The organism is Endozoicomonas sp. ALC013 (assembly GCF_049310205.1).
Taxonomy (GTDB): Bacteria; Pseudomonadota; Gammaproteobacteria; order Pseudomonadales; family Endozoicomonadaceae; genus Endozoicomonas.
Genome location: NZ_JBLYNS010000006.1, coordinates 47,205 through 66,703, shown reverse-complemented (window position 1 = coordinate 66,703; position 19,499 = coordinate 47,205). Strand labels below are relative to the sequence as shown.

Sequence of the window (19,499 nt, the reverse complement as noted above, 5' to 3'; positions counted from 1 at the left end):
CAGGACTTGAATTTTGCTTTTATGCAAAGACCTGCCACTGCTTCCCGCCTTCTCTTTTTGCCGCCTTTTTCTCTTATCACCGTAAACGACCAGAGTTGTGAACCATGAAAGACTTGCCCCCAGCTTTCGTGACCCCGGCTTTCAACATTTACCGGGACCTCGCTACCAGCCTGCGAGAAACAATGGCTCAACGACAGGTGTGGCTGGTTCTATTGATATCTCTACTATCCCTACAGCTCACTTTTGCAGATATTCCCAAAGGCAACCCTCAGCCTAACGCCGCAGGTGTGGTCACCCTGCGCGGCTGGGACGCCAAACTGGGGGCAGGTATCACCTGGGAAGCAAGCGCAAAGTACTTATTGTTCAGCGGAAGTTCCGCTGGTTCTCAAGCAGAATGGACAATCAAAGGTCTGGAGAACATTTCTTACGATGTGAACCTTTTGCTCAGAAATGTCCCTGCCAGCTCTGCAGGTAAGAGCGTTCAGTTACAAATCGGCCCGGAAGCGCTTCAATTTACTCTGGCCCAGACAAGTGGTGATCTAACCAGTATCAAATTAGGTACAGCTACGCCTGGCGAAGGAGAGCACACAGCATTTTTAAAAGGATTAGACGACTACAATGACAGCTTGATGGAAGTCTATCGTATCGTCTTGACTCCAGTTAACATCCAGCGGTGGTGGAATCCCCTTGGCCAGACGTGGGAGACGAAGAGGCCCCCTTTAATGCTCGGAGCCCAATGGTATACCGGCAATGGTAACTTCGACACGCCATCGCCAATGAAAGATGTGGATGATGTCCGTCTTAACCGTAAAGGCTATGCAATTGTAACCACCGAGAAACTTAGAAAAAATCTGACAAAGTTAAATGACTTTATCGCCCATAAAGAAGCCATCGGCTTTACTGTACATGTTGTCACTGAAAAAGATCACGGTGGCGGTCATGGTGCCTATGCGGCGGATAACATACGTACCTGGTTGCGTAATAACTATCAGAGCAAGGATATTCTGTATGTCCTTATGGTCGGTGATCCCGATATTTACCGGGGCGATGTGCCGATGGCCATTGCCAAAGGCGGTATCTCACGCTTTGAACGCCAGGCCAAAGTCGATGCGGGTGAAGTCACAGATTGGTACGAGTATACCTATGGGGTAGCGGCTACTGATCATTACTACGTGGACCTGGTGAATGAAACGATTGATGCCGATGGCGATGGCATTCTTTACAGTAATGGCGATTGGGGTAAAGGGCATTCAGGGCAGTGGAATGTCCTCGTTGGTCGTATCCAGGTGGCGGGTGAAGGCAGTCAGTTTGGCAAATACAGTGATGTGGATGCGATCTTGCAGAAGTTTATCGACTACGAAAACGAGGCCGATACCACCTGGCGCTACAGACCGGATATCAATGACACAACCTGGAATATCAATGCCGCTCTCTACGAATTTGCAGGCGTTGAGTATCGGGTTCGCGGAGGTGTTGTTGGCGATGGTCATGTGCCGACGGATTTCCAACAGTGGCAGAATGATCACTTCCTGACCAACTACGATATTGGCTATATCCGTACCGGTGGCCATGGTACACCCACCTGGACACAAGGCGGCCTCAGTGTCGATCTCTCACGCAACCATGGTAACAATGTCCGCCCGTACTTATCTGAGATCGGCTCCTGTGAAGCGTGTGAAGTTGGTTTCGACAATAACCTTTGTGCCTCCCAGTTGCGTTATGGTTCCATTGGTGTCATGGGAGGGACTCGCCCGGTGGCGTCACTTGGCAAAAATAATGGTGTTGGTGAACCGTTCTACCGTCATAGCCGCTTCGATATTTTCACCAAAGGTGAGCCCATGGGACTGGCACATTGGCATAGAATGTGTGATGGTCATCGGAGTCTCACAGGAAGTGATATTCTCTGGACACTCAATGGCGATCCGTCCATCCAGGTGATTCCACAGGCGATGAAGCCAACGTACCCGATCATCGCCCGCCCGACGCAGGAAGTCGTCTATGACTGGGATGGTAATGGCAAATTACCACATCAGGAATACGACATTACCAACAACACAGATGTAAATCAGACACTGGTAATTCAAACAGACAGTCCGTGGTTAAGCCTTGACAGGACATCTGCTTCATTGGCAGCAGACGAGACAATCACTGTCACTGCTACAGCGAATACTGCCGCCGTGAACCTCGATGAAGGTCAGTCAGTCGCTCATATCGATATCAAGGAAACCGGTGGTTATACCACAACCCGGAAATTCAATTTCTTTAAACGAACACCGCACGTCGATGGCTTAATTGACTTCGATCATGTTGCTTCAGGCCAGTCACAAACCCTGGGTTCTGGTGGCACTACAGTAGCAGTCAATGAGGCCGCTGTCGTTTCCGGTGGCGTCAGTGGCAAGGCGTACGACACATCTATCGACACCCATGGCCTGGTGATCGGCAATGATGTAATACCTTCTGTACGCCATCACAGCATGACACTCTCTTTTTGGTTTAATCCTGCGAATGCGATCACTGCTAACGTCAATTTGCTCCACGGTTCTTATGGTAAAGAGTCGCTCAACATTGATATCTTCAACCATGGCGCTGGCATTAAAATGCACTGGCCGTCTTCACAATTGGCCGGTGCCATCGAGTGGAATGAGATCAATGCCAAATACACCAATGAAGGGGCCGTAGACATTGCAACAGGAACCTGGCATCAGGTAACCATGGTCCATGAATATGGTGGTATCAACAAACTCTTCTTCGATGGTCAGCTCGTCGATTCCGCCACCCACGTGGGCTATACCTATAACTTTAACAGTCTGACTTTTGGTAAGGGCTTTAACGGGCTCATCGATGAGATTCAAAGCTTTAACTATGCCCTGAATGACGCTCAGGTCACTGCCAATTATCAACGGACCAAACCAGTCCCGATTGCTCCGGCTTATAACGGTATTGTTGCTGCGGGAGATGTTCAATTTGACTGGACAAGCGTACACGATGCGGCAGGCTACGAACTCTTTGTCAGTTCAAACAAAACGGATGTTGATAACCCGGACAGTGGCTTGATAGCGGCCTGGACTGGCAGCCCTACTGAAGTTGTACAGACAGTTAACGACAACGACCAGGTTTTCTGGCGTGTGGATGCAATTATGGCTGACGCCAGTCGTATCCGGGGCGATACCTCCAGCTTCCGAAAAGTGGCTTCTGGCTATGTGGCTCATACCAACCAGGCTCCGGTGATCACTCAGTCAACCATTGACCTTGGTACGATTGAGGGAAGTAAACCCTTTGGACCTGTTGATCTCAGCCAATACTACAGCGATCCTGAGGGAGGTGAACTCCTCGTCTTCCATAAAAATACGGCCACTGGTACTTATGGGCCATGGGGTGGTGCCTTTTCAGCGGGTTTGAACGTTCATGGTAGTGGTCAGGTCTACTCTAATGAGGGGGTAACGAATGCTGATGCACAGACCATAAACCTCAAGGTTGTCGATGACCGGGGTCAGGAAACATTCTTTGACTTGAATTACCAGGTTGAGCAGGCTCCGAAATTCACCAGCAATGCTTTTCTGGTAATGGAGGATACGGCGGTCAACACTGTCGTTATGACGCTCACTGCAACGGATGCTAACCGTGGCGACACAACCGTCATCTATTCTGCAGTGGGCGGTGATGGACTCAGTCATTTCGCAGTTGCCCCTGATGGAACTGTGACCTTAATAGCGGCTTTGGACTTTGACCTGAAACCTTCATACAGCCTTGTTGTCAGTGCAACCGATGAACATGGTTACTCTTCTGAACAGACCTTTACCATTTCAATTGGCAACACCGTGGGGCTGCCGCTGCTTACTACTCATTCGACGTCTTTTGCAGGCGCTACGCTGACCGACTCTGGCTTATCTGCGGATATCCCTGATAGCTCACTGGCTTCTATTACCATCGATGAGGTTAATGATCGTCTCGACATTACCACTATGGGCAACACGGATATGTGGAAGGCACGTAACAATGGCCCTATTGCTTATTTTACAGCACCCGCCTCTGAGTCCTGGGCAGTGGAAACAGAGCTCGAACTGAACACCGCACAAAATCGTCAAATTGCAGGCCTTACTGTCTATGCGGATGAAGATGGTGCACAACCGGTATTCTCCTATGGCCTGGACTACTGGAGTGGCCGTGATGGACTTATTAACCTTCAAGGCCTCGGTACCAATAGCCCGCTTATTAACGTCAGTGCCAACGCTTCTGGCAAGGTCAAACTGCGTATGGAAGTGATTGAAAATGGTAATGGCTTCGGGGTTGACAGGTACACATTCTTCTATGATCTTTTGGATGGTAATGGCATGCAGAAGCTCACATCTTATGGCTTCGCAGTAGACAGAAGCCGTATTGGCCTATTTCTGAAAACGGAGTATGGACGTACAGCATACTTCGATAACTTTGAGGTTTCTGAAGGTACCATGCCAGCGCCAGTAACATGAACTAAAAAGCTCAATATCGAGTACTTTTTCATTCAAAATGAAGAAGGTAATAAATCAGATGAATATTAATACAACAAAAATACAGCCAAATCAGACTCCATCAGATGAATCATCTGGCGCTATTGGAATAAATCCTGCTAAAGATATAACGTTCAAGCAGTTCGATGTTCATCAAGTTGATCACCGAGACGTTTCTTCCACATCAACTGCAAGGAAATGTAACTATCTCACCAAAAGAAATAGACCGCGTATGACCTATGATCAGCATAGGCGAATGGCTAGCCTTAGAGTAAAACATCGTGTCAGTAAAATTAACGACGCCTTCTTAGCACTTAAAAATAAAATTCCCGGAGGGGCTGAACAGTCATTAACAAAAGTACAGATATTAAGACAGGCATGTGTATACATTAGAGCCCTTGAACAGCAGCTCAGAAATCCTCCCGGACCTTTCTGATTGCTTGAATGGAGCTATCGTTGAAGCGCAGCAGGGGATAACGGTTTGAAGGTTTGATCTTGTATCCATTTTGATTATGGCCTCCTTGTGTTTATCGGATGTTTCGTATTTGGCTCTGGCCTGCATGCCTTTACTGGATGCTTTGTAGTTGGCTCTGGCCCTGACTTTGGCTCTGGCTCTGGTCTCCTTGCCTTTACGGGATGCTTCGTATTTAGCTCTGGCTCTGGCTATGGTCTCCTAGCCTCTAGGGGATGCTGCGTATTTGGCTCTGGCCTCCTTGGCTTGAGCGAATCTGTTGTATTGGGCTTTGTATGCCTTTCGTTTAGGGGATGCTTCTAATCTGGCACTGGCCTGCCTGCATTTTTCGGATGCCCTGTATTTAGCTGAAGCCCTGGCTTTGGCCTCCTTGCGTTTATCGGATGCTTCGCATTTAACTCTGGCATCAGACACCTGAAGAGTACCTTCGACCGTGGGAGCACTGGATGAGTTCGTAGCCATTTGGGGTTGAACAATCGCAACGGATTCTGTTGTATTAAAAATTTCTGCAGGTTGATAAATATTGTTATCCACAACCAACGAGTTTTGTGAAGCTGGATGCCCTGAACCTGAAATAGACTGGATCGTAAAAGGTTGATTGCCAGGCTTATATGAGGGGGCAGGATGATTATCCTGGCGTTTTTCTCTAATTGTTACGTCAGGTTGTCGATCTTTTTTAGTATGTCTATCAACGATGACTATTGATCTTTTTTCAAACCGGGGATCATTAAATGGATTATGAAAAGGTGCCGCTGTCTGTTGATGGTTGTCTTCAGTAGCTTCATAGCAACGGATAGCACGCAGAACATTGTAAGCTTCGCCAACATCCCGGGAAAAGGCCTGAACTGATATGTCTGGTTCAGGAAAGTTATGAAAGCTGCCTGAAACTGTACTTAACTGAACGAAATGAGCAGGAATATCCTTTGAGTCATTGAATTACAGTTTAAGACCTATTCCACCGATATAAAGTTCCTCTCTTAAAGCAGGCTTGAAGCAAGATCATTCTGTTTGCATTTTTTTTGGGCGAACCCTGTCGCGCTCTGCAGAAGCGGGATTATTGTCAGGCTTTCTTTTGCGCTCGGCGCAGGCGAGCTTATTGTAGTATCGCTCCATTTGTTGCGCCCTTCGACGTTTCATGTAAGCGGGATTTTTGCGAAGCTCTCTCTGGCGCTCTCTTGGTATTTTCTTTTTACGCTCTGCATAGTCGGGATCATTTTGGTAGCGCTGCCTTTGGCGTTGCTTTTGGCGCTCTGTGGCATCGCGGATATTCTTGCAGAAACTCTTTTGTTGCACGATTCTTGAAGAGTTACCAACAGTAACTTTTTCTGTCGGTTGGTTATTACTTGTGGTGTGGTAAAGGTTGAGTGGGATATCCGCAGCAGCTGGTTGTATATTTTGTAGGTTTGAGAGTCCAACAGGAAGATCAGTTAAATGGTCTTCGGGATTCGATAGGCTTGCTGGTGTTGACTCCCCGGTTTCAGTCTCACTCCCTGATGAACATATCTGCTGCGTCAATGGGGTATTTAATATGGATGATATCGCATCATTATCGTGCTCATTATCAGAATACGAGAGTAGATATTCATCAAGATCTGGCAGTTGTGTTCCGAAAATATCGGATCCGAAAGAGTCTTCTGGATTAGTTGGTGTCAGAGCAGAAATACTATATTTATGAAATAAGTTAAGAGGTTCAGCATTACTTTGTTGGTTTTCTGACTGGCTATCATAATTGCAAACAGAAAAAAGGGGGGGCACTGCCTGTATAGACATACCTAAATGCATTGGTTGTTGTTTGCTATCAAACTGATACGTTTGTTCTGTTAAATTCAGTGAGTAGGAGTCAGAAAGATCAAAGTTGAATGGAGAACAGTTATTGAGGTGATTCATCGAATTATTGAATTATTGAACTGTAACCCTTGATCTTCTACTTTTATAAAAGTTCCTTCTTTAAATAATTCATCCTATTTTATATCAAATAAGAATAAATATTCGCTATAGTTATTAACCGTGGTAATGTAAAATCCAGAACTCTACAGTGATGAAGAATGGTGGTCGTCGGATCATTGGTAATTAAATCTATGAGGGCATGGATTTAGCGGATGAAACCAGTCAGTTTTTTTAGCCTGGTGTTTGAAATCCAGATGGGGAAATGGGATTGGTTTTAATGGCAGATTTCAATTTTTTTATGTATTCAGATTTGAAGAATCTTGATTTTGTTGAAGAGTATGAATTGCTAGCCTTCTTTTTTAAAAATTTAAAACTATCTAAATCATCTATATCAATTGAGTTGGTTTTTCTTCTTTTAGTCTCAATAATTAAATTGGATAATTTATCAATGCCGTATTTTTTTACCAGTTTGTTGTCTTTCTGATTGCGGTCAAGATAATCTCTAATTGTATCAAATTCTTTGATATTGTTAATGTTTTTTCTACAAATTGACTTGATTGATGCAATTTGTCGTAAACTCAGCTTTGATTCCATTTCTTGTATATGGCTTTCTATATTGTCTCGACTTCTTTTTGCGGATATCCTATTTAATTTCTTTCTATTATTTATTCTCCAAATTTTATATATCGTCATGTCTGAAATTTTATTTTCGGAAGCCTCTGTATGAGTTAATTGGTTAATGGGAGTTTGTGGTTTTACAGATATTAAATTATGAGATAATTGACTATGGTTCAATGATGTTGGATCTGTGGTTGTCAATCCGTCATTGATAGGTTTGTCATTAGAATTGAATAAAAATTGATTGGCAGTGCTCTGAGATAATTCAGGAAATAATTCATCGATATTAGGTGGAATATGAGAAATAGAAAATTCAGTTGATGAGTGTTGAGGAGTTAATATAGCCTGGTTTGTTGTATCCTTAGTAAGATATATAGGAATGGTTTTATCAAATGCCGTTTTCACGGAATAACCAGATATGCTTGGCTCAGGAATTAAAGGTGCAGCTGGGCTGGGAGCTAAATCTAACCGCCGTATCGGATCGCAAGCGCTCGAACAAAAAGAAGCATTATTTATGATTGCTGAATTGTGCATTGAAGAATTTTAGCATTTAAATATATTTCAAGACCGCTATTTTTTATAGAAGTTCCCAGCCTTTCGCAATCCAGTCATCAGTTAGTTAACTGAAACTAACTTTTTACTTTGCCTGTTAACCACTCAGGATAAAAGGGTTCGAATGGAATTGTAAATATTCCTTCAGTCTGATAACTGAGCAGTGATGAAGGAAGTTGATGATAACTCTGCTTTTTTTGTCGTAGCGGCTGACTCTTCTTTTTCCCTCGCTACTTGTTCACTAAAGCCTTTATTTATGTATGGCTGATCGATAGGCGTATGATTTTGCATTTTTTCTGGACTGGGAAATCCTTTTTTCCCTGGATAAGGCGTATCTGGCCAGTTTTCTGGCCTTGGCCGCCTGGCCCTTTTCGGATACTTCGTATTTGGCCTGACTCACCTTGCGATTATCGGATGCATTGTATCTGGCCCTGGCCGCCTTGCCTTTTTTGGATGCGGCGTATTTGGTTTTGCTCGTTTTGCCCATTCCAGGAGTGCATGCCCCTTCATTGGGAAGGGGCAGAGCTTCACCAAAATCATAAGATTCCGTTGATTCTAGCCTGACATAAACAGGAAAAGGAGATTTCAGTGTTTGGACAGGCATGCCTTGATAGGTGGGTTGCTGTTCATTTTTGTCATGCTGGTACGTTTGTTGAAGTGAATTCGAATTGAGTCCGGAAAACGCAATATGGAAGGGTGGTAATTTACTAGAGTGATGCATTGAATTATAAAATTACAGCATTAAAGTTTAAGACCACCCTTTATCATAAAAGTTCCTTCCCACTACAACCCATTCAATATTTATGTCAAACACACATAGAAATAATAGCAATTCGGGCTATTTGGCGAGGTTTACTTGAGGCCGGAATGATAAAGGGGGGCGAGCCCCCTTTACTGGTTAAGCGGCAGTATCAAATATCAGCAGCCAGTCGGCAGCCCTGGTTGATTGCCCGCTTGGCATCCAGCTCAGCAGCCACATCCGCTCCGCCAATCAGGTGCACGGTCTTGCCGCTGATGCTATCAGCGAGTTCGCGCATGGGCTCCTGGCCTGCGCAGATAACGACGCTATCCACATCCAGCACCTGAGGCTCCCCGGCAATGGACAGGTGCAGACCCTGATCATCCACCTTGTGGTACTCACAGGCTGGTACCATGCGCACCCCCCGGTTAGCCAGTGATGAGCGGTGAATCCAGCCGGTGGTCTTGCCGAGGTTTTTACCGGGCTTGCTCTTTTTCCTCTGCAGCAGAAAGACTTCTCTGGAGGATTTTGGGTGCTCACTTTCGGTCAGCAGGCCACCGCGATTTTCCAAGGCCATATCCACCCCCCACTCTTTCATAAAGGCGGGAATATCAAGGCTGCTGGATGGGCCTTCCTGGGTAATCAGTTCGCACAAATCAAAACCGATACCGCCAGCGCCGATAACGGCGACCTTGTTGCCCACAGGTGCTCCCTTGAACACATCCAGATAACTCAGTACCTTGGCGTGATCAATACCTTCCAGCTCCAGACTTCTGGGGGTGATACCCGTGGCGACGATGACTTCGTCAAAGTCACTGTTTTCCAGCTCTTCTGCCGTTACTCTGTGGTTGAGCTTCAGCTCGACGCCGGTCAACTCGATCTGTCGTTTGAAGTAGCGCAGGGTCTCTTCAAACTCTTCCTTGCCAGGTACGGTTTTCGCGATATTGAACTGTCCACCAATTTTGTCTGCCGCATCAAACAGTGTGACGTTGTGACCACGATAGGCGGCTGTGGCGGCAAATGCCATGCCGGCAGGACCTGCGCCCACCACGGCCAGCTTCTTGGGTTTGCTGGTTGGCAGATAGTTCAGCTCGGTTTCATGGCATGCTCTGGGGTTTACCAGACAGCTGACGGGTTTCATATAAAAGACATGATCAAGGCAGGCCTGGTTGCAGCCAATGCAGGTATTGATTTCATCGGTTCTGCCTTCCGCCGCCTTGTTCACCCATTCGGCATCTGCCAGCATAGGGCGGGCCATGGACACCATGTCGGCATCACCACGGGCCAGAACTTCTTCTGCGGTTTCCGGCATGTTGATCCGGTTGGAGGTGATGACCGGAATACTGATTTCGTTACGAATTTTTGCCGTTACCCAGGTAAAGGCCGCTCTTGGCACCATTGTCGCGATGGTGGGGACACGGGCCTCGTGCCAGCCAATGCCGGTATTAAGAATGGTGGCACCCGCCTGTTCAATCTCTTTGGCCAGTTCAACAATTTCATCCCAGCTACTGCCGCCTTCAACCAGATCCAGCATGGAGAGGCGGTAAATAATGATGAAGTCCGGGCCTACTCTTTCCCGGGTCTGTCTCACCATGGCTACCGGCAGGCGAATGCGCTGACGGTATTCTCCACCCCATTCGTCCTGTCGCTGGTTGGTACGATTAGCAATGAACTGGTTGATGAAGTACCCTTCAGACCCCATGATTTCCACGCCATCATAGCCTGCTTCTTTTGCCAGGGCCGCAGAGTTGACAAAGCTCTCGATCTGCTCGTCCACCTCTTCGGAGGTCAGTTCTTTAGGTTTGAAAGGATTGATAGGTGCCTGAATGGCACTGGGAGCAATGCATTTTGGGTGGTAGGCATAACGGCCGGTATGCAGGATCTGCATACAGATTTTTCCGCCAGCCTTATGCACGGCGTCTGTCACCAACTGGTGGTGCTTTACATCATCCATGGTTTCCATGGTGGCAGCACCGGGCATACCCCCGCTCTCCTGATTCGGCGCAATACCGCCGGTCACAATGAGTCCTACACCGCCGACTGCGCGTTCGGCAAAATAAGCCGCCAGTCGTTCAAAACCGTTGGGCCGTTCTTCCAGGCCAGTATGCATGGAGCCCATCAAAACCCGGTTTTTCAGTGTGGTGAAACCCAGATCCAGCGGTGCCAGAAGATGTGGGTAGGGGGTAGTCATTTTTATAATCCTTCTTGTGATTCGACGCCTCATCAAGCCCGGGTATTTCATAAACTGCCCCGAATCTCGCGCAGGACTTTGTCGCTCTAAGGGATTTTGTGAGGGAGCGCCGTACCGGGGAGTACGGTCGACCGAGCAAAACTCCCTTAGAGCGACAAAGGACAAGCGAGAGCGGGAGCACGTTTATGAAATATCCGGGCTAGACGCTGTCAAGATAAAATGGTAATTTGACACTGTCAAGATAATTTGTATTGTCTCTGGACTGCACCATTTTGTACCAGACAGCGCACGGGCATTAAACGACATATGACTGGCAGAAAATCCTACCACCACGGCAATCTTCACCAGGAGCTGCTTGAAGAGGCAACCCGGATGATCGGGGAGCAGGGGGTGGATGGCATTTCCATGCGCGCGCTGGCGGAGCGGGTAGGGGTCTCCAGAACGGCGGCTTATCATCATTTTAAAGATAAGAATGCGCTGCTCTGTGCCATCGCCGAGCAGGGGTTTGAGAAGTGGCAGGCACACTTTGCACAACAGATGCATGAGCAGTCAGGGGACATGAATGGCTGGTTAAAGGCTTTTGTCCATGCCTATCTGGATCTTTCCTGGAAGTATCCTGAGGAGTATGACCTGATGTTCGGTCGTCCGGTCTGGAAAAATGGTGAACCAACAGAGAGTCTGAGAGCGGCCTCTTTTGCCTGCTTTCAGCACTATGTTGATCTGATCCGCAGCTGGCAGGACAAGGGTAAGTTTTCAAAAGATATTGATGGTCTGCGCCTTGCCCAGGTGAGCTGGAGCATGTTGCACGGTATGAGTCGCTTATTGAATGATGGTATTTACCTGGATAGAAGCTCCATTGATGTCATGTCGGACAGTGCAGTAGAGATGATACTGGCAGCGGCAACGGTATAAAAAAGTACATTTCCATGATGCACCAGGAAATGTGCATTATGACGGTTATCCTGGCAGTGGAGATTAAAGTCCGATCTGGCGCAGTATGAGGTGTAAGACGGTCCAGTGTCGGTTTTCTTTCCGCCCCCGGTTTTGTTAAACCTTTTTATATGGAACTGGCGATAACAACTGCTTATCCAGGCAGATCAGACCATAGTGTTCCAGGCTCTTTTGCCGTAAATAGTCTCGCACAGGCGTTGCTAATTTCATCAGTGGTTCTGATTCTCCTGTTTTAACTTTTTCAAAGCCAAATTTCTCATAAAATGAAATAGCATCGTAGTCACTATTCAAGACTATGCCAGGGACTTTCCTGGACGCAGCAACTTCAATAATGGATTTCATCAACAACTTTCCAAGTCCATTACCTTGATAAGACTTTTTTACCGATAAAAGTTCAATAGATATTGATTCTTGATTAATTTTAAATGACAGATAAGCAGCTGTAGTAGCAGTCCTGATTTCAATAAGTTCAATAACTCTTTTGTTGGAATTGTTAGCTGTATCTATTTTTTTTAATGCTTTCTTCGCACCTTTAATAGGTGAGACTTTTAGATTTTTGGAGTAAAAATATTCTCGGATATATGATATGTCGGATACATTGGGTACAACGCTTATCTTATAGCCTTTAAACCTGGCCTCTAAGATAAGGTTGTATGGTAGTGCGATGTCACTTACAGCTTTTGTGCAGGATGCAAGCTCAATTATGGGGTTCATATATTCAACTCCTGTAGAAGTTTATTTTGTAATGAGAGCTTATTTTGGTAGTTGGTCATCTGCTTTTTCATAAATTACTGACCTTTAACTACTTTTGGGTTCAAGGAGGAACTTTTGTAATCAAGGAGTGGTCTCAAGCGATGATTCAATAATTCAATAATTCAATAACTCAATAATCCAATGGACAGATGTAACGCAGGCTCAAATTGTTTTTCTGTTTCTTTCTGTTTACAGAATCCTCCAGAATCATCTTTAGTACCCTCTGGCACTTCCAGTTCATGGCCAGGTGTGACGGGCTGTTCTATTCAGACACGTCATTCACTACATTATGCATATTTGAGACAGGGTATGATGAATCAGGGCATGCCATCTTCTCGGCGTCCGCTTGATGATTTTTCAATTTCTCAATTACCATCCCCTGAAAATGAGTCAGTGTTACCTCAACTGTCTCTGGAAGACATTGACCAAATTTTATCATGTGATTTTTCCCGTGAAACTGCTGATGATGACTTTGCATTCACAGATTTAACCTTGACAAACGTTCAGCCAATAGCGCAGAAATTACCCCCGATAAATCCATTGTTGAGTTTTTCTCAGGCGTCATCACGTCCAGTTGCTATGATTGATCCTTTAATTAAAGACACGCATGAGCAAATTACAACGAAAACCACTGAGTTTAACGCGCCTGAATCGTCCGGTTCTGTTGAACCTCAGCCCCTCACGTTCTCAGTAGCTTGCCAGCAGACCGATGAAAAGAAGGCTTCCTTTGCGCCAGGGAAAAGAAGGTCTGTCAAGAAGACTTACCGTGAGACTGAGAAAGGAAGGGCTGTCCAGAAGGCTTACTGTGAGCGCGGGAAAGGCAAGGCGGCCAGAGCCAAATACTTCGCATCCGATAAAGGCCAGGCGACCAGAGCCAAATACTTCGCATCCGATAAAGGCAAGGCGGCCAGAGCCAAATACTTCGCATCCGATAAAGGCCATGTGACCAGAGCCAAATACTTCGCATCCGATAAAGGCAAGGCAGCCAGAGCCAAATACTTCGCATCCGATAAAGGCAAGGCGGCCAGAGCCAAATACTTCGCATCCGATAAAGGCAAGGCGAACAGATCCAAAAACGATGCCAAATACAGCGCAACTGTTAAAGGCAAGGTGACCAGGGCCATTTCAAATGCCAAGTCAAACGCCTATAGAGTAGCGCTAAACAAAGGCTTTAGTGAAAAAGAAGCGAGGAAAAAAGGAGAGTCAGCAGCAAATGCAAAAAAAGCAGAATTATTATCAATGGGTCTTTGTCCACACCGCTGATCGCCTGCAGGTTCTCAGGATACCTTAAATGCCGGAAACCACATAGCACTCAATCCGGGAAATATCCTGAAAGAGATTGCTGACGTTGTTGTTTGTGGTCATAGTAAATGCTTATGAAATATCTTGCAGGAGAAAGCGGTTTGAGTTTTTATGCATAGAGTGTGCTCAAATCAATAAAACACTGTTTTTCAATGGATTATTTAATAGATATTGATTTATGATGAAGTTTAAATCACTGACCTTTAATCTACTTTTGGGGTCAAGGAGGAACTTTTATAATCAAGGGTCGGTCTTAAGCGGTAATTCAATAATTCAATAATTCAATAATGCAATAATCCAATGGACAGATGTAACGCTGGCTCAAACTTCTTTTCTGTTTCTTCCTGTTTACAGGAGCCTCCAGAATCACCTTTAGTACCCTCTGGCTCTTCCAGTTCAAAGCCAGGTTTGACGGGCTGTTCTATCCAGACACGTCATTCATTACATTATGAATATTTAAGGAAGGGTATGATGAATCAGGGCATGCCATCTTCTCTTCGTTCGCTTGATGATTTTTCAATTTCTCAATTACCATCCCCTGAAAATGAGTCAGTGTTACCTCAACTGTCTCTGGAAGACTTTGACCAAGCTTTATCTTGTGATTTTTCCCGTGAACCTGTAGATGATGACTCTGCATTCACAGATTTAACCTTGACAAACGTTCAGCCAATAGCTCAGAAATTTCCCCTGAGCAATTCATTGTTGAGTTGTTCTCAGCCATCATCACGTCCAGTTGCTATGATTGATCCTTTAATTAAAGACACACATGAGCAAATTACAACGGAAACCACTGAGTTTAACGCGCCTGAATCGTCCGGTTCTGTTGAGCCTTTGCCCCTCACGCTCTCAGTAGCTCACCAGCAGACCGATGAAAAGAAGGCTTCCTTTGCGCCAGGAAAAAGAAGGTCTGCCCAGAAGGCTTACCGTAAGACTGTGAAAGGAAGGGCTGTCCAGAAGGCTTACCGTGAGTGCGGGAAAGGCCGGGCGGCCAAGCGCGAATACAATACCAAATACTTCGCATCCGATAAAGGCAAAGCGGCCAGAGCCAAATACTTCGCATCCGATAAAGGCAAGGCGGCCAGAGCCAAAAAAGATGCCAGATACGCCGCAACCGTTAAAGGCAAGGTGACCAGGGCCATTTCAAATGCCAAGTCAAACGCCTATAGATCAGCGCTAAACAAAGGCTTTAGTGAAAAAGAAGCGAGGAAAAAAGGAGAGTCAGCAGCTGATGCAAAAAAAGCAGAATTATTATCGATGCGTCGTTGCCCTGACTCCTGATCGCCTACCGGTTCCCACGATACCTTAATACCGGAAACAACATAGCGCTCAATCCGGGAAATACTCTGAATAAGGTTTCACTTTTCGGATGGTTATTTATCAGAAGTAACACTGATTTCAGTGCTCAATATATTTTTTTCACCGGGCATCAACAATGCACCCGATGCCTGATCCTTCGCATAGCGGGTTGCCTCAACGCAAACCATTGTCTCATAACCATCGTCGTTCATATCACCCATATTTCTGCTGGTTTCTTTCCATGGGTTCCAGATAACGGCGGAGTTATGACCGGCATTAACAACATGGATAATGCGTTGATTACCCCGGTCGTGGATTGCGATGCTGGCATCCGGGGCGTTATAAATCCGGTCAATGGGTTGATTGATGATCAGGGCTTCTGAGGTTTCGCAGGGCAGACCATTTTGCAGGCTATCAAGGTAGGAAGTGCCGACACCGGTAATCCAGGTTTCGGTGGTTGCGGCAATATTGAAGTAGCTGTGCAAAGCACCACTCCATTGCCAGGGGCGCTCACCGGTGTTGATCATTTCCAGGTCTATGCGCAGGGTTGCTCCCAGGGTAAAGGTGAGAACGGCACTGAAATCATGGGGCCAGATCTCTCGGGTCTGTTCGGAGGTACAGAGTTTCAGGCGAATGGTAACGGTCTGTTCATTTTCCCCATGATCCAGCAACTGCCAGGGGCTGATTCGGGCAAACCCGTGCGAAGGCGCACTGGCCGGGCCAAACCAGGGCCAGCAGACAGGAACGCCACCACGTATCGCTTTGCCTTGTGAGAAGATTGCTTTCTTACTGAGCCAGATAACGTCCTGATGCCCGGTCGGTTTGTACTGAAGCAGATGGCCCCCGTGGAGGGATATTGCCGCCTCACATTCACGGCTCTGAATTTTCAGAATGGTCAGGCCATTCAGGCTATGCCTGGTAATGTTGGGGCTGAGAGTTGATTCGGTAGACAGGTCGCTGGTGAACATTGGGTGAACCATTTTTTTAGTAACAGTGCCGATTATGGAAAGTGGTAACAACTTACGTTTTTTCGTTGTGCCTTGTCAGGAAAAGCCGGGGCTCAAACAAAAAAACAGGTTACCGCAGGGGCTTTGCAGCTAAACAAGGTGTTATTCAGATGCAATGTCCGGGAAGGTACTCTGCAGAGGCGGCTGAAGCCAGTTATCGATAATCAATATAGCTTTATTCTTACAGTCTTCTATCACGCTTTTGTCATCAACCTTCAGTGAATCAAGGGCTGTTTTTATTTTGGCAATGATTGGCTCACGCATGGCAAGCAGCTCATCCCTGATGGGCAGGGAAAGTATGCTGATCGATTGCAGGATATACAGGTCATCGGCTGCCAGGTCCGGCGCAAACAGAACCAGCCGGAGAACGGTAAGGGTCACCAGGTTTTCCACATTATCCAGTGTTTCCTGATCGATCACATTATCACTCTGGCGGTCAGCATCGATTGCTATGATTGCCTGATAATAGCTGTTGGCGATAGAGGTAATGATCTGGATCAGTTGCGTCCGCATATCCAGTTCCGGTTTGCCAAAATAGAATTTCTGGCGGCGAAAAGAGTCGGTCATTTCCTGGTTGGCAAAATTGACACCAACCATCTCTTCCTCCGGGTAGAAGGAGACGACATTGAGCATCTTCAGCCGGGACCAGGCGTAAATCTTCTTTCTTAATGAGTCAGTAGTACCATATTCAAAAATATTGACAAAAAAATGCGCCATCGACTGGCTGATCACATCCACCGTTTTTTCGTCATGGACCAGTGCTTTCACCATGGCCTGGGTTGAGAATCCCACGGCTGCCAGCAGGTAATCACCATAAGATGCCCACGTGTCCAGCACATCTTGTGATTTGGCTGTCATCTGTATGTCATGTTTAAGGCCCCAGCCTTGCAGCATTTTCAGGTAGATATTGCTGATGTCCTGTTTGGCAAATGCCGGATCCAGGGCTTTCAGGGCAGCGAAAACCTGCCGGGTAAAGTGTTCAATGTCACCCTGCTCCCTGAGTATCTCAAAGGCTGGGTTCAGTCGTGCTACTGCCAGGGTTTTCATCACCAGGTTGTCTTCCGTAAATTCGGCGTGAAAATAACGCTGGGTATAAGCAGCCAGGGCCAGTGTGGCCGCCGCCCGGGACTGTGGATAATGTTCCGGGTGAGCCAGCAGATGACTGGACAGGCTCCAGTAACGGGTGAGCAGGCCTTCCAGTGTGGCACGGTATGAGCGGCTGGTCTGGGCTTCAATGCTGAGCTTGCGGTTAAGGGCATTGACTTTGTTGGCCAGCTCGTCCTGGATCTGTTTATCCTCTGAAGACAGAATGCCCGTGGTGCTGCCAATCCCGTTTTTGATCACCGTTTGCAGGTGCACAATGGCCGGTTCGCCCAGGGAACGCAGGCCAAATTCGAACATGGAGGTCAACAGGTAGTAAGACGCCAGATTCCAGTAGGGAGGATTGCCAGCCACTAGCCGCTTGACAGTCAGGGGTTCAAGGATGGCCACCAGTATTGAATAGCCCAGGGCAGTACCCTGGATGGTGATCGTGGATATGGTTTCCTTGTCCGGAAGGTAGCTCTGATACCAGGATTTGCTCGGGGCCCGTGGCCGTGGTTTCCCGGAAGGCAGTTGGGGAATCTGGCTGATCCATGGTATATCGGGGAATTCCGGCAGATCCTGTGCTGAACCATCCGGGGAGGAAAGCCTGAACCAGGTGGTCAGTTGCTGCTGATACCAACGCCTCACCTTTGAACTTGTTTTGTATTCAGGTTCCAGTATTTCCAGGGCTGCCACGACTTCAGGGATCAGTTCCTGACGATACAGTGGCCGGAAGGCCAGCAGGGTTGAACGGATCAGGCTGTCATCATTGGTAACTTCAACGTTTTCCCGGTAATGCTGAACCAGCGCTGCGGCCAGCAAACCGGCGCTGGCCTGGTCGTCATCGACCCGCTGCAGGTTGAAAGCTTCTGCCAGGTTGACCACCAGGGCCTCCAGGGCGCGCTGGGCATTGGAGCGGGCAAAGTTGGGCTGTTCGGCCAGAATGGCGGTGGCATTTTTTTGCAGGGTGTTGAAGTAATGGTTGGCGAATTCCCCGGTGGGCGATGTCGAACTGCCTTTGCCGGTATCAATGGCCCCCCAGTTTTCCAGGCTGCGGCGGGAATTGGAGGAGAACCGTTCAATGTTTGCTTTGGTGGTTGCCATCCCGGTTACCCTGGCAAAATGGTCCACCACGGTGTAGACCACCGGTGTCTTCTTTTTGTCCAGGAAATGGAGCAGTACCGCCGGCACAGAGACCCCCATAATGAAAATGGCGTTTCTGATGTAGTGCTCAGGAACCCCCTTGAGGACGGACTGGATGACCCCGGGCCTGGTTCCCTTTTCGGACATGATGGCCATGCCCTCCAGTTCCTCTATGGCACCGTTTTCAAAGTCGCTGCAGTCCTGATAACTGATCTGCCACTGGTTCAGGAGATCGCAGTAACGCAGGTTAATCAATGTTGAGCGTCGGACCAGTGGATCCATGGTCTGCAGATGGCGCTGGATGTCGTTGCGAAACTCCGGAATATCGGACCAGTCAATATGGTAATTGAAATGGGTCCTGATGCTGTCAGCTCCGTCACTGGCCCTGGCTTCGGGATGAATGTAAACCATGGTCTGTACGGCGAGGGCGATCATGGCACTGGCCCGGTCATAATCTCCATCAGTCAAAGCGAGTCTGGCGGTGGAGGCGATGTTGTCCAGAATGTCCTGCAGACGGAAATAGGTTTTTCTCGCTTTCTGGGCATTCATGCTGAGAATGGAAAAGGTAAACAGAGAACGGAACAGGAGATCGGTTTGCAGATCATCGGTCTGCTTTTTCAGATGTTCGTCCGACAGCGTTTTGTAACTGAGGCTCTCCAGCCGGGCGCTGAGATTGTCGGTCAAATGCTGGCTGGTTGAACGCCGGATATTACTGCCGTGGATTTTCAGTAAGGTTTGGAGAAAGGTGTAATTATGCTGTTTTAAATAATTTTTACTGATGTTCAGGGCAATTTCTGAACTTAATGGCACCAGGCCCCAGGCAACCGCCGTTTTCAGAGTGTTCACCAGACGACTGATCTCCCCGTTTTTGCTTTGCTCCGCTTGCTTCTGCCGGTCAGTTTCAGCCTGATGAACCGCTGCAAAGACGCTAGTACCGGAATATGGCAGCAAACTTGCCATTAACAGGCATAAAAACATAAGAAGAATACGGTAGTAGCAATAACCTGTTTTCATTGAG

General features: G+C 47.1%; 13 protein-coding genes. 6 read left to right on the top strand and 7 right to left on the bottom strand.

Annotated features, from left to right (window positions below; genetic code table 11):
* The first annotated feature begins 104 nt into the window (after positions 1-104).
* Positions 105-4,469, top strand: coding sequence for a LamG-like jellyroll fold domain-containing protein (locus ACO6V1_RS02705; RefSeq protein WP_422465690.1), 4,365 nt, complete (start codon positions 105-107; stop codon positions 4,467-4,469).
* Positions 4,470-4,527: 58 nt separating this feature from the next.
* Positions 4,528-4,923: a helix-loop-helix domain-containing protein gene (locus ACO6V1_RS02700; protein ID WP_422465688.1), complete on the top strand. Its 396-nt coding sequence runs from the start codon at positions 4,528-4,530 to the stop codon at positions 4,921-4,923.
* 1,035 nt (positions 4,924-5,958) lie between these two features.
* Here the strand turns inward: ACO6V1_RS02700 and ACO6V1_RS02695 are convergent.
* Complete coding sequence (locus ACO6V1_RS02695; RefSeq protein WP_422465686.1) at positions 5,959-6,846, bottom strand: hypothetical protein; 888 nt, start codon at positions 6,844-6,846, stop codon at positions 5,959-5,961.
* A gap of 231 nt (positions 6,847-7,077) precedes the next feature.
* Complete coding sequence (locus tag ACO6V1_RS02690; protein WP_422448903.1) at positions 7,078-7,869, bottom strand: hypothetical protein; 792 nt, start codon at positions 7,867-7,869, stop codon at positions 7,078-7,080.
* Positions 7,870-7,882: 13 nt separating this feature from the next.
* Between ACO6V1_RS02690 and ACO6V1_RS02685 the strand changes: the two genes are divergently transcribed.
* The gene (locus ACO6V1_RS02685) at positions 7,883-8,011 is read left to right on the top strand and encodes a hypothetical protein (RefSeq protein ID WP_422448901.1); all 129 of its coding nucleotides are present in this window, start codon (positions 7,883-7,885) and stop codon (positions 8,009-8,011) included.
* Positions 8,012-8,266: 255 nt separating this feature from the next.
* On the opposite strand, the gene ACO6V1_RS02680 is transcribed toward ACO6V1_RS02685, so the two are convergent.
* Together ACO6V1_RS02680 and ACO6V1_RS02675 are read right to left on the bottom strand one after the other, a co-directional pair.
* Positions 8,267-8,503, bottom strand: coding sequence for a hypothetical protein (locus tag ACO6V1_RS02680; RefSeq protein WP_422465684.1), 237 nt, complete (start codon positions 8,501-8,503; stop codon positions 8,267-8,269).
* Positions 8,504-8,927: 424 nt separating this feature from the next.
* On the bottom strand, positions 8,928-10,946 hold the full coding sequence (locus ACO6V1_RS02675; protein ID WP_422465682.1) for an FAD-dependent oxidoreductase: 2,019 nt from the start codon (positions 10,944-10,946) through the stop codon (positions 8,928-8,930).
* Between the two features lie 306 nt (positions 10,947-11,252).
* Here ACO6V1_RS02675 and ACO6V1_RS02670 point away from each other — a divergent pair, with 306 nt between their 5' ends.
* On the top strand, positions 11,253-11,858 hold the full coding sequence (locus ACO6V1_RS02670; RefSeq protein WP_422465680.1) for a TetR/AcrR family transcriptional regulator: 606 nt from the start codon (positions 11,253-11,255) through the stop codon (positions 11,856-11,858).
* A 135-nt stretch (positions 11,859-11,993) separates the two neighbouring features.
* Here the strand turns inward: ACO6V1_RS02670 and ACO6V1_RS02665 are convergent, their stop codons facing one another.
* Entirely contained in the window at positions 11,994-12,611 is a 618-nt protein-coding gene (locus ACO6V1_RS02665) for a GNAT family N-acetyltransferase (protein ID WP_422465678.1), read from the bottom strand.
* A 348-nt stretch (positions 12,612-12,959) separates the two neighbouring features.
* Between ACO6V1_RS02665 and ACO6V1_RS02660 the strand changes: the two genes are divergently transcribed.
* Both ACO6V1_RS02660 and ACO6V1_RS02655 read left to right on the top strand, forming a co-directional pair.
* Complete coding sequence (locus ACO6V1_RS02660) at positions 12,960-13,913, top strand: hypothetical protein (RefSeq protein ID WP_422448891.1); 954 nt, start codon at positions 12,960-12,962, stop codon at positions 13,911-13,913.
* A gap of 777 nt (positions 13,914-14,690) precedes the next feature.
* Positions 14,691-15,230: a hypothetical protein gene (locus tag ACO6V1_RS02655; protein ID WP_422459930.1), complete on the top strand. Its 540-nt coding sequence runs from the start codon at positions 14,691-14,693 to the stop codon at positions 15,228-15,230.
* A gap of 92 nt (positions 15,231-15,322) precedes the next feature.
* Here ACO6V1_RS02655 and ACO6V1_RS02650 read toward each other — a convergent pair whose 3' ends face one another.
* Entirely contained in the window at positions 15,323-16,216 is an 894-nt protein-coding gene (locus ACO6V1_RS02650) for a D-hexose-6-phosphate mutarotase (protein ID WP_422448887.1), read from the bottom strand.
* Positions 16,217-16,357: 141 nt separating this feature from the next.
* Entirely contained in the window at positions 16,358-19,495 is a 3,138-nt protein-coding gene (locus ACO6V1_RS02645) for a hypothetical protein (RefSeq protein WP_422448885.1), read from the bottom strand.
* Between the last annotated feature and the right edge of the window lie 4 nt (positions 19,496-19,499).

What these genes read in the sequence shown, in the direction of transcription:
- ACO6V1_RS02705 (WP_422465690.1), top strand. Translation starts at nt 105, where the DNA reads ATGAAAGACTTGCCCCCAGCTTTCGTGACCCCGGCTTTCAACATTTAC.
- ACO6V1_RS02700 (WP_422465688.1), top strand. Translation starts at nt 4,528, where the DNA reads ATGAATATTAATACAACAAAAATACAGCCAAATCAGACTCCATCAGAT.
- ACO6V1_RS02695 (WP_422465686.1), bottom strand. Translation starts at nt 6,846, where the DNA reads ATGAATCACCTCAATAACTGTTCTCCATTCAACTTTGATCTTTCTGAC.
- ACO6V1_RS02685 (WP_422448901.1), top strand. Translation starts at nt 7,883, where the DNA reads ATGCTTGGCTCAGGAATTAAAGGTGCAGCTGGGCTGGGAGCTAAATCT.
- ACO6V1_RS02680 (WP_422465684.1), bottom strand. Translation starts at nt 8,503, where the DNA reads ATGGGCAAAACGAGCAAAACCAAATACGCCGCATCCAAAAAAGGCAAG.
- ACO6V1_RS02675 (WP_422465682.1), bottom strand. Translation starts at nt 10,946, where the DNA reads ATGACTACCCCCTACCCACATCTTCTGGCACCGCTGGATCTGGGTTTC.
- ACO6V1_RS02670 (WP_422465680.1), top strand. Translation starts at nt 11,253, where the DNA reads ATGACTGGCAGAAAATCCTACCACCACGGCAATCTTCACCAGGAGCTG.
- ACO6V1_RS02665 (WP_422465678.1), bottom strand. Translation starts at nt 12,611, where the DNA reads ATGAACCCCATAATTGAGCTTGCATCCTGCACAAAAGCTGTAAGTGAC.
- ACO6V1_RS02660 (WP_422448891.1), top strand. Translation starts at nt 12,960, where the DNA reads ATGATGAATCAGGGCATGCCATCTTCTCGGCGTCCGCTTGATGATTTT.
- ACO6V1_RS02655 (WP_422459930.1), top strand. Translation starts at nt 14,691, where the DNA reads ATGATTGATCCTTTAATTAAAGACACACATGAGCAAATTACAACGGAA.
- ACO6V1_RS02650 (WP_422448887.1), bottom strand. Translation starts at nt 16,216, where the DNA reads ATGTTCACCAGCGACCTGTCTACCGAATCAACTCTCAGCCCCAACATT.
- ACO6V1_RS02645 (WP_422448885.1), bottom strand. Translation starts at nt 19,495, where the DNA reads ATGAAAACAGGTTATTGCTACTACCGTATTCTTCTTATGTTTTTATGC.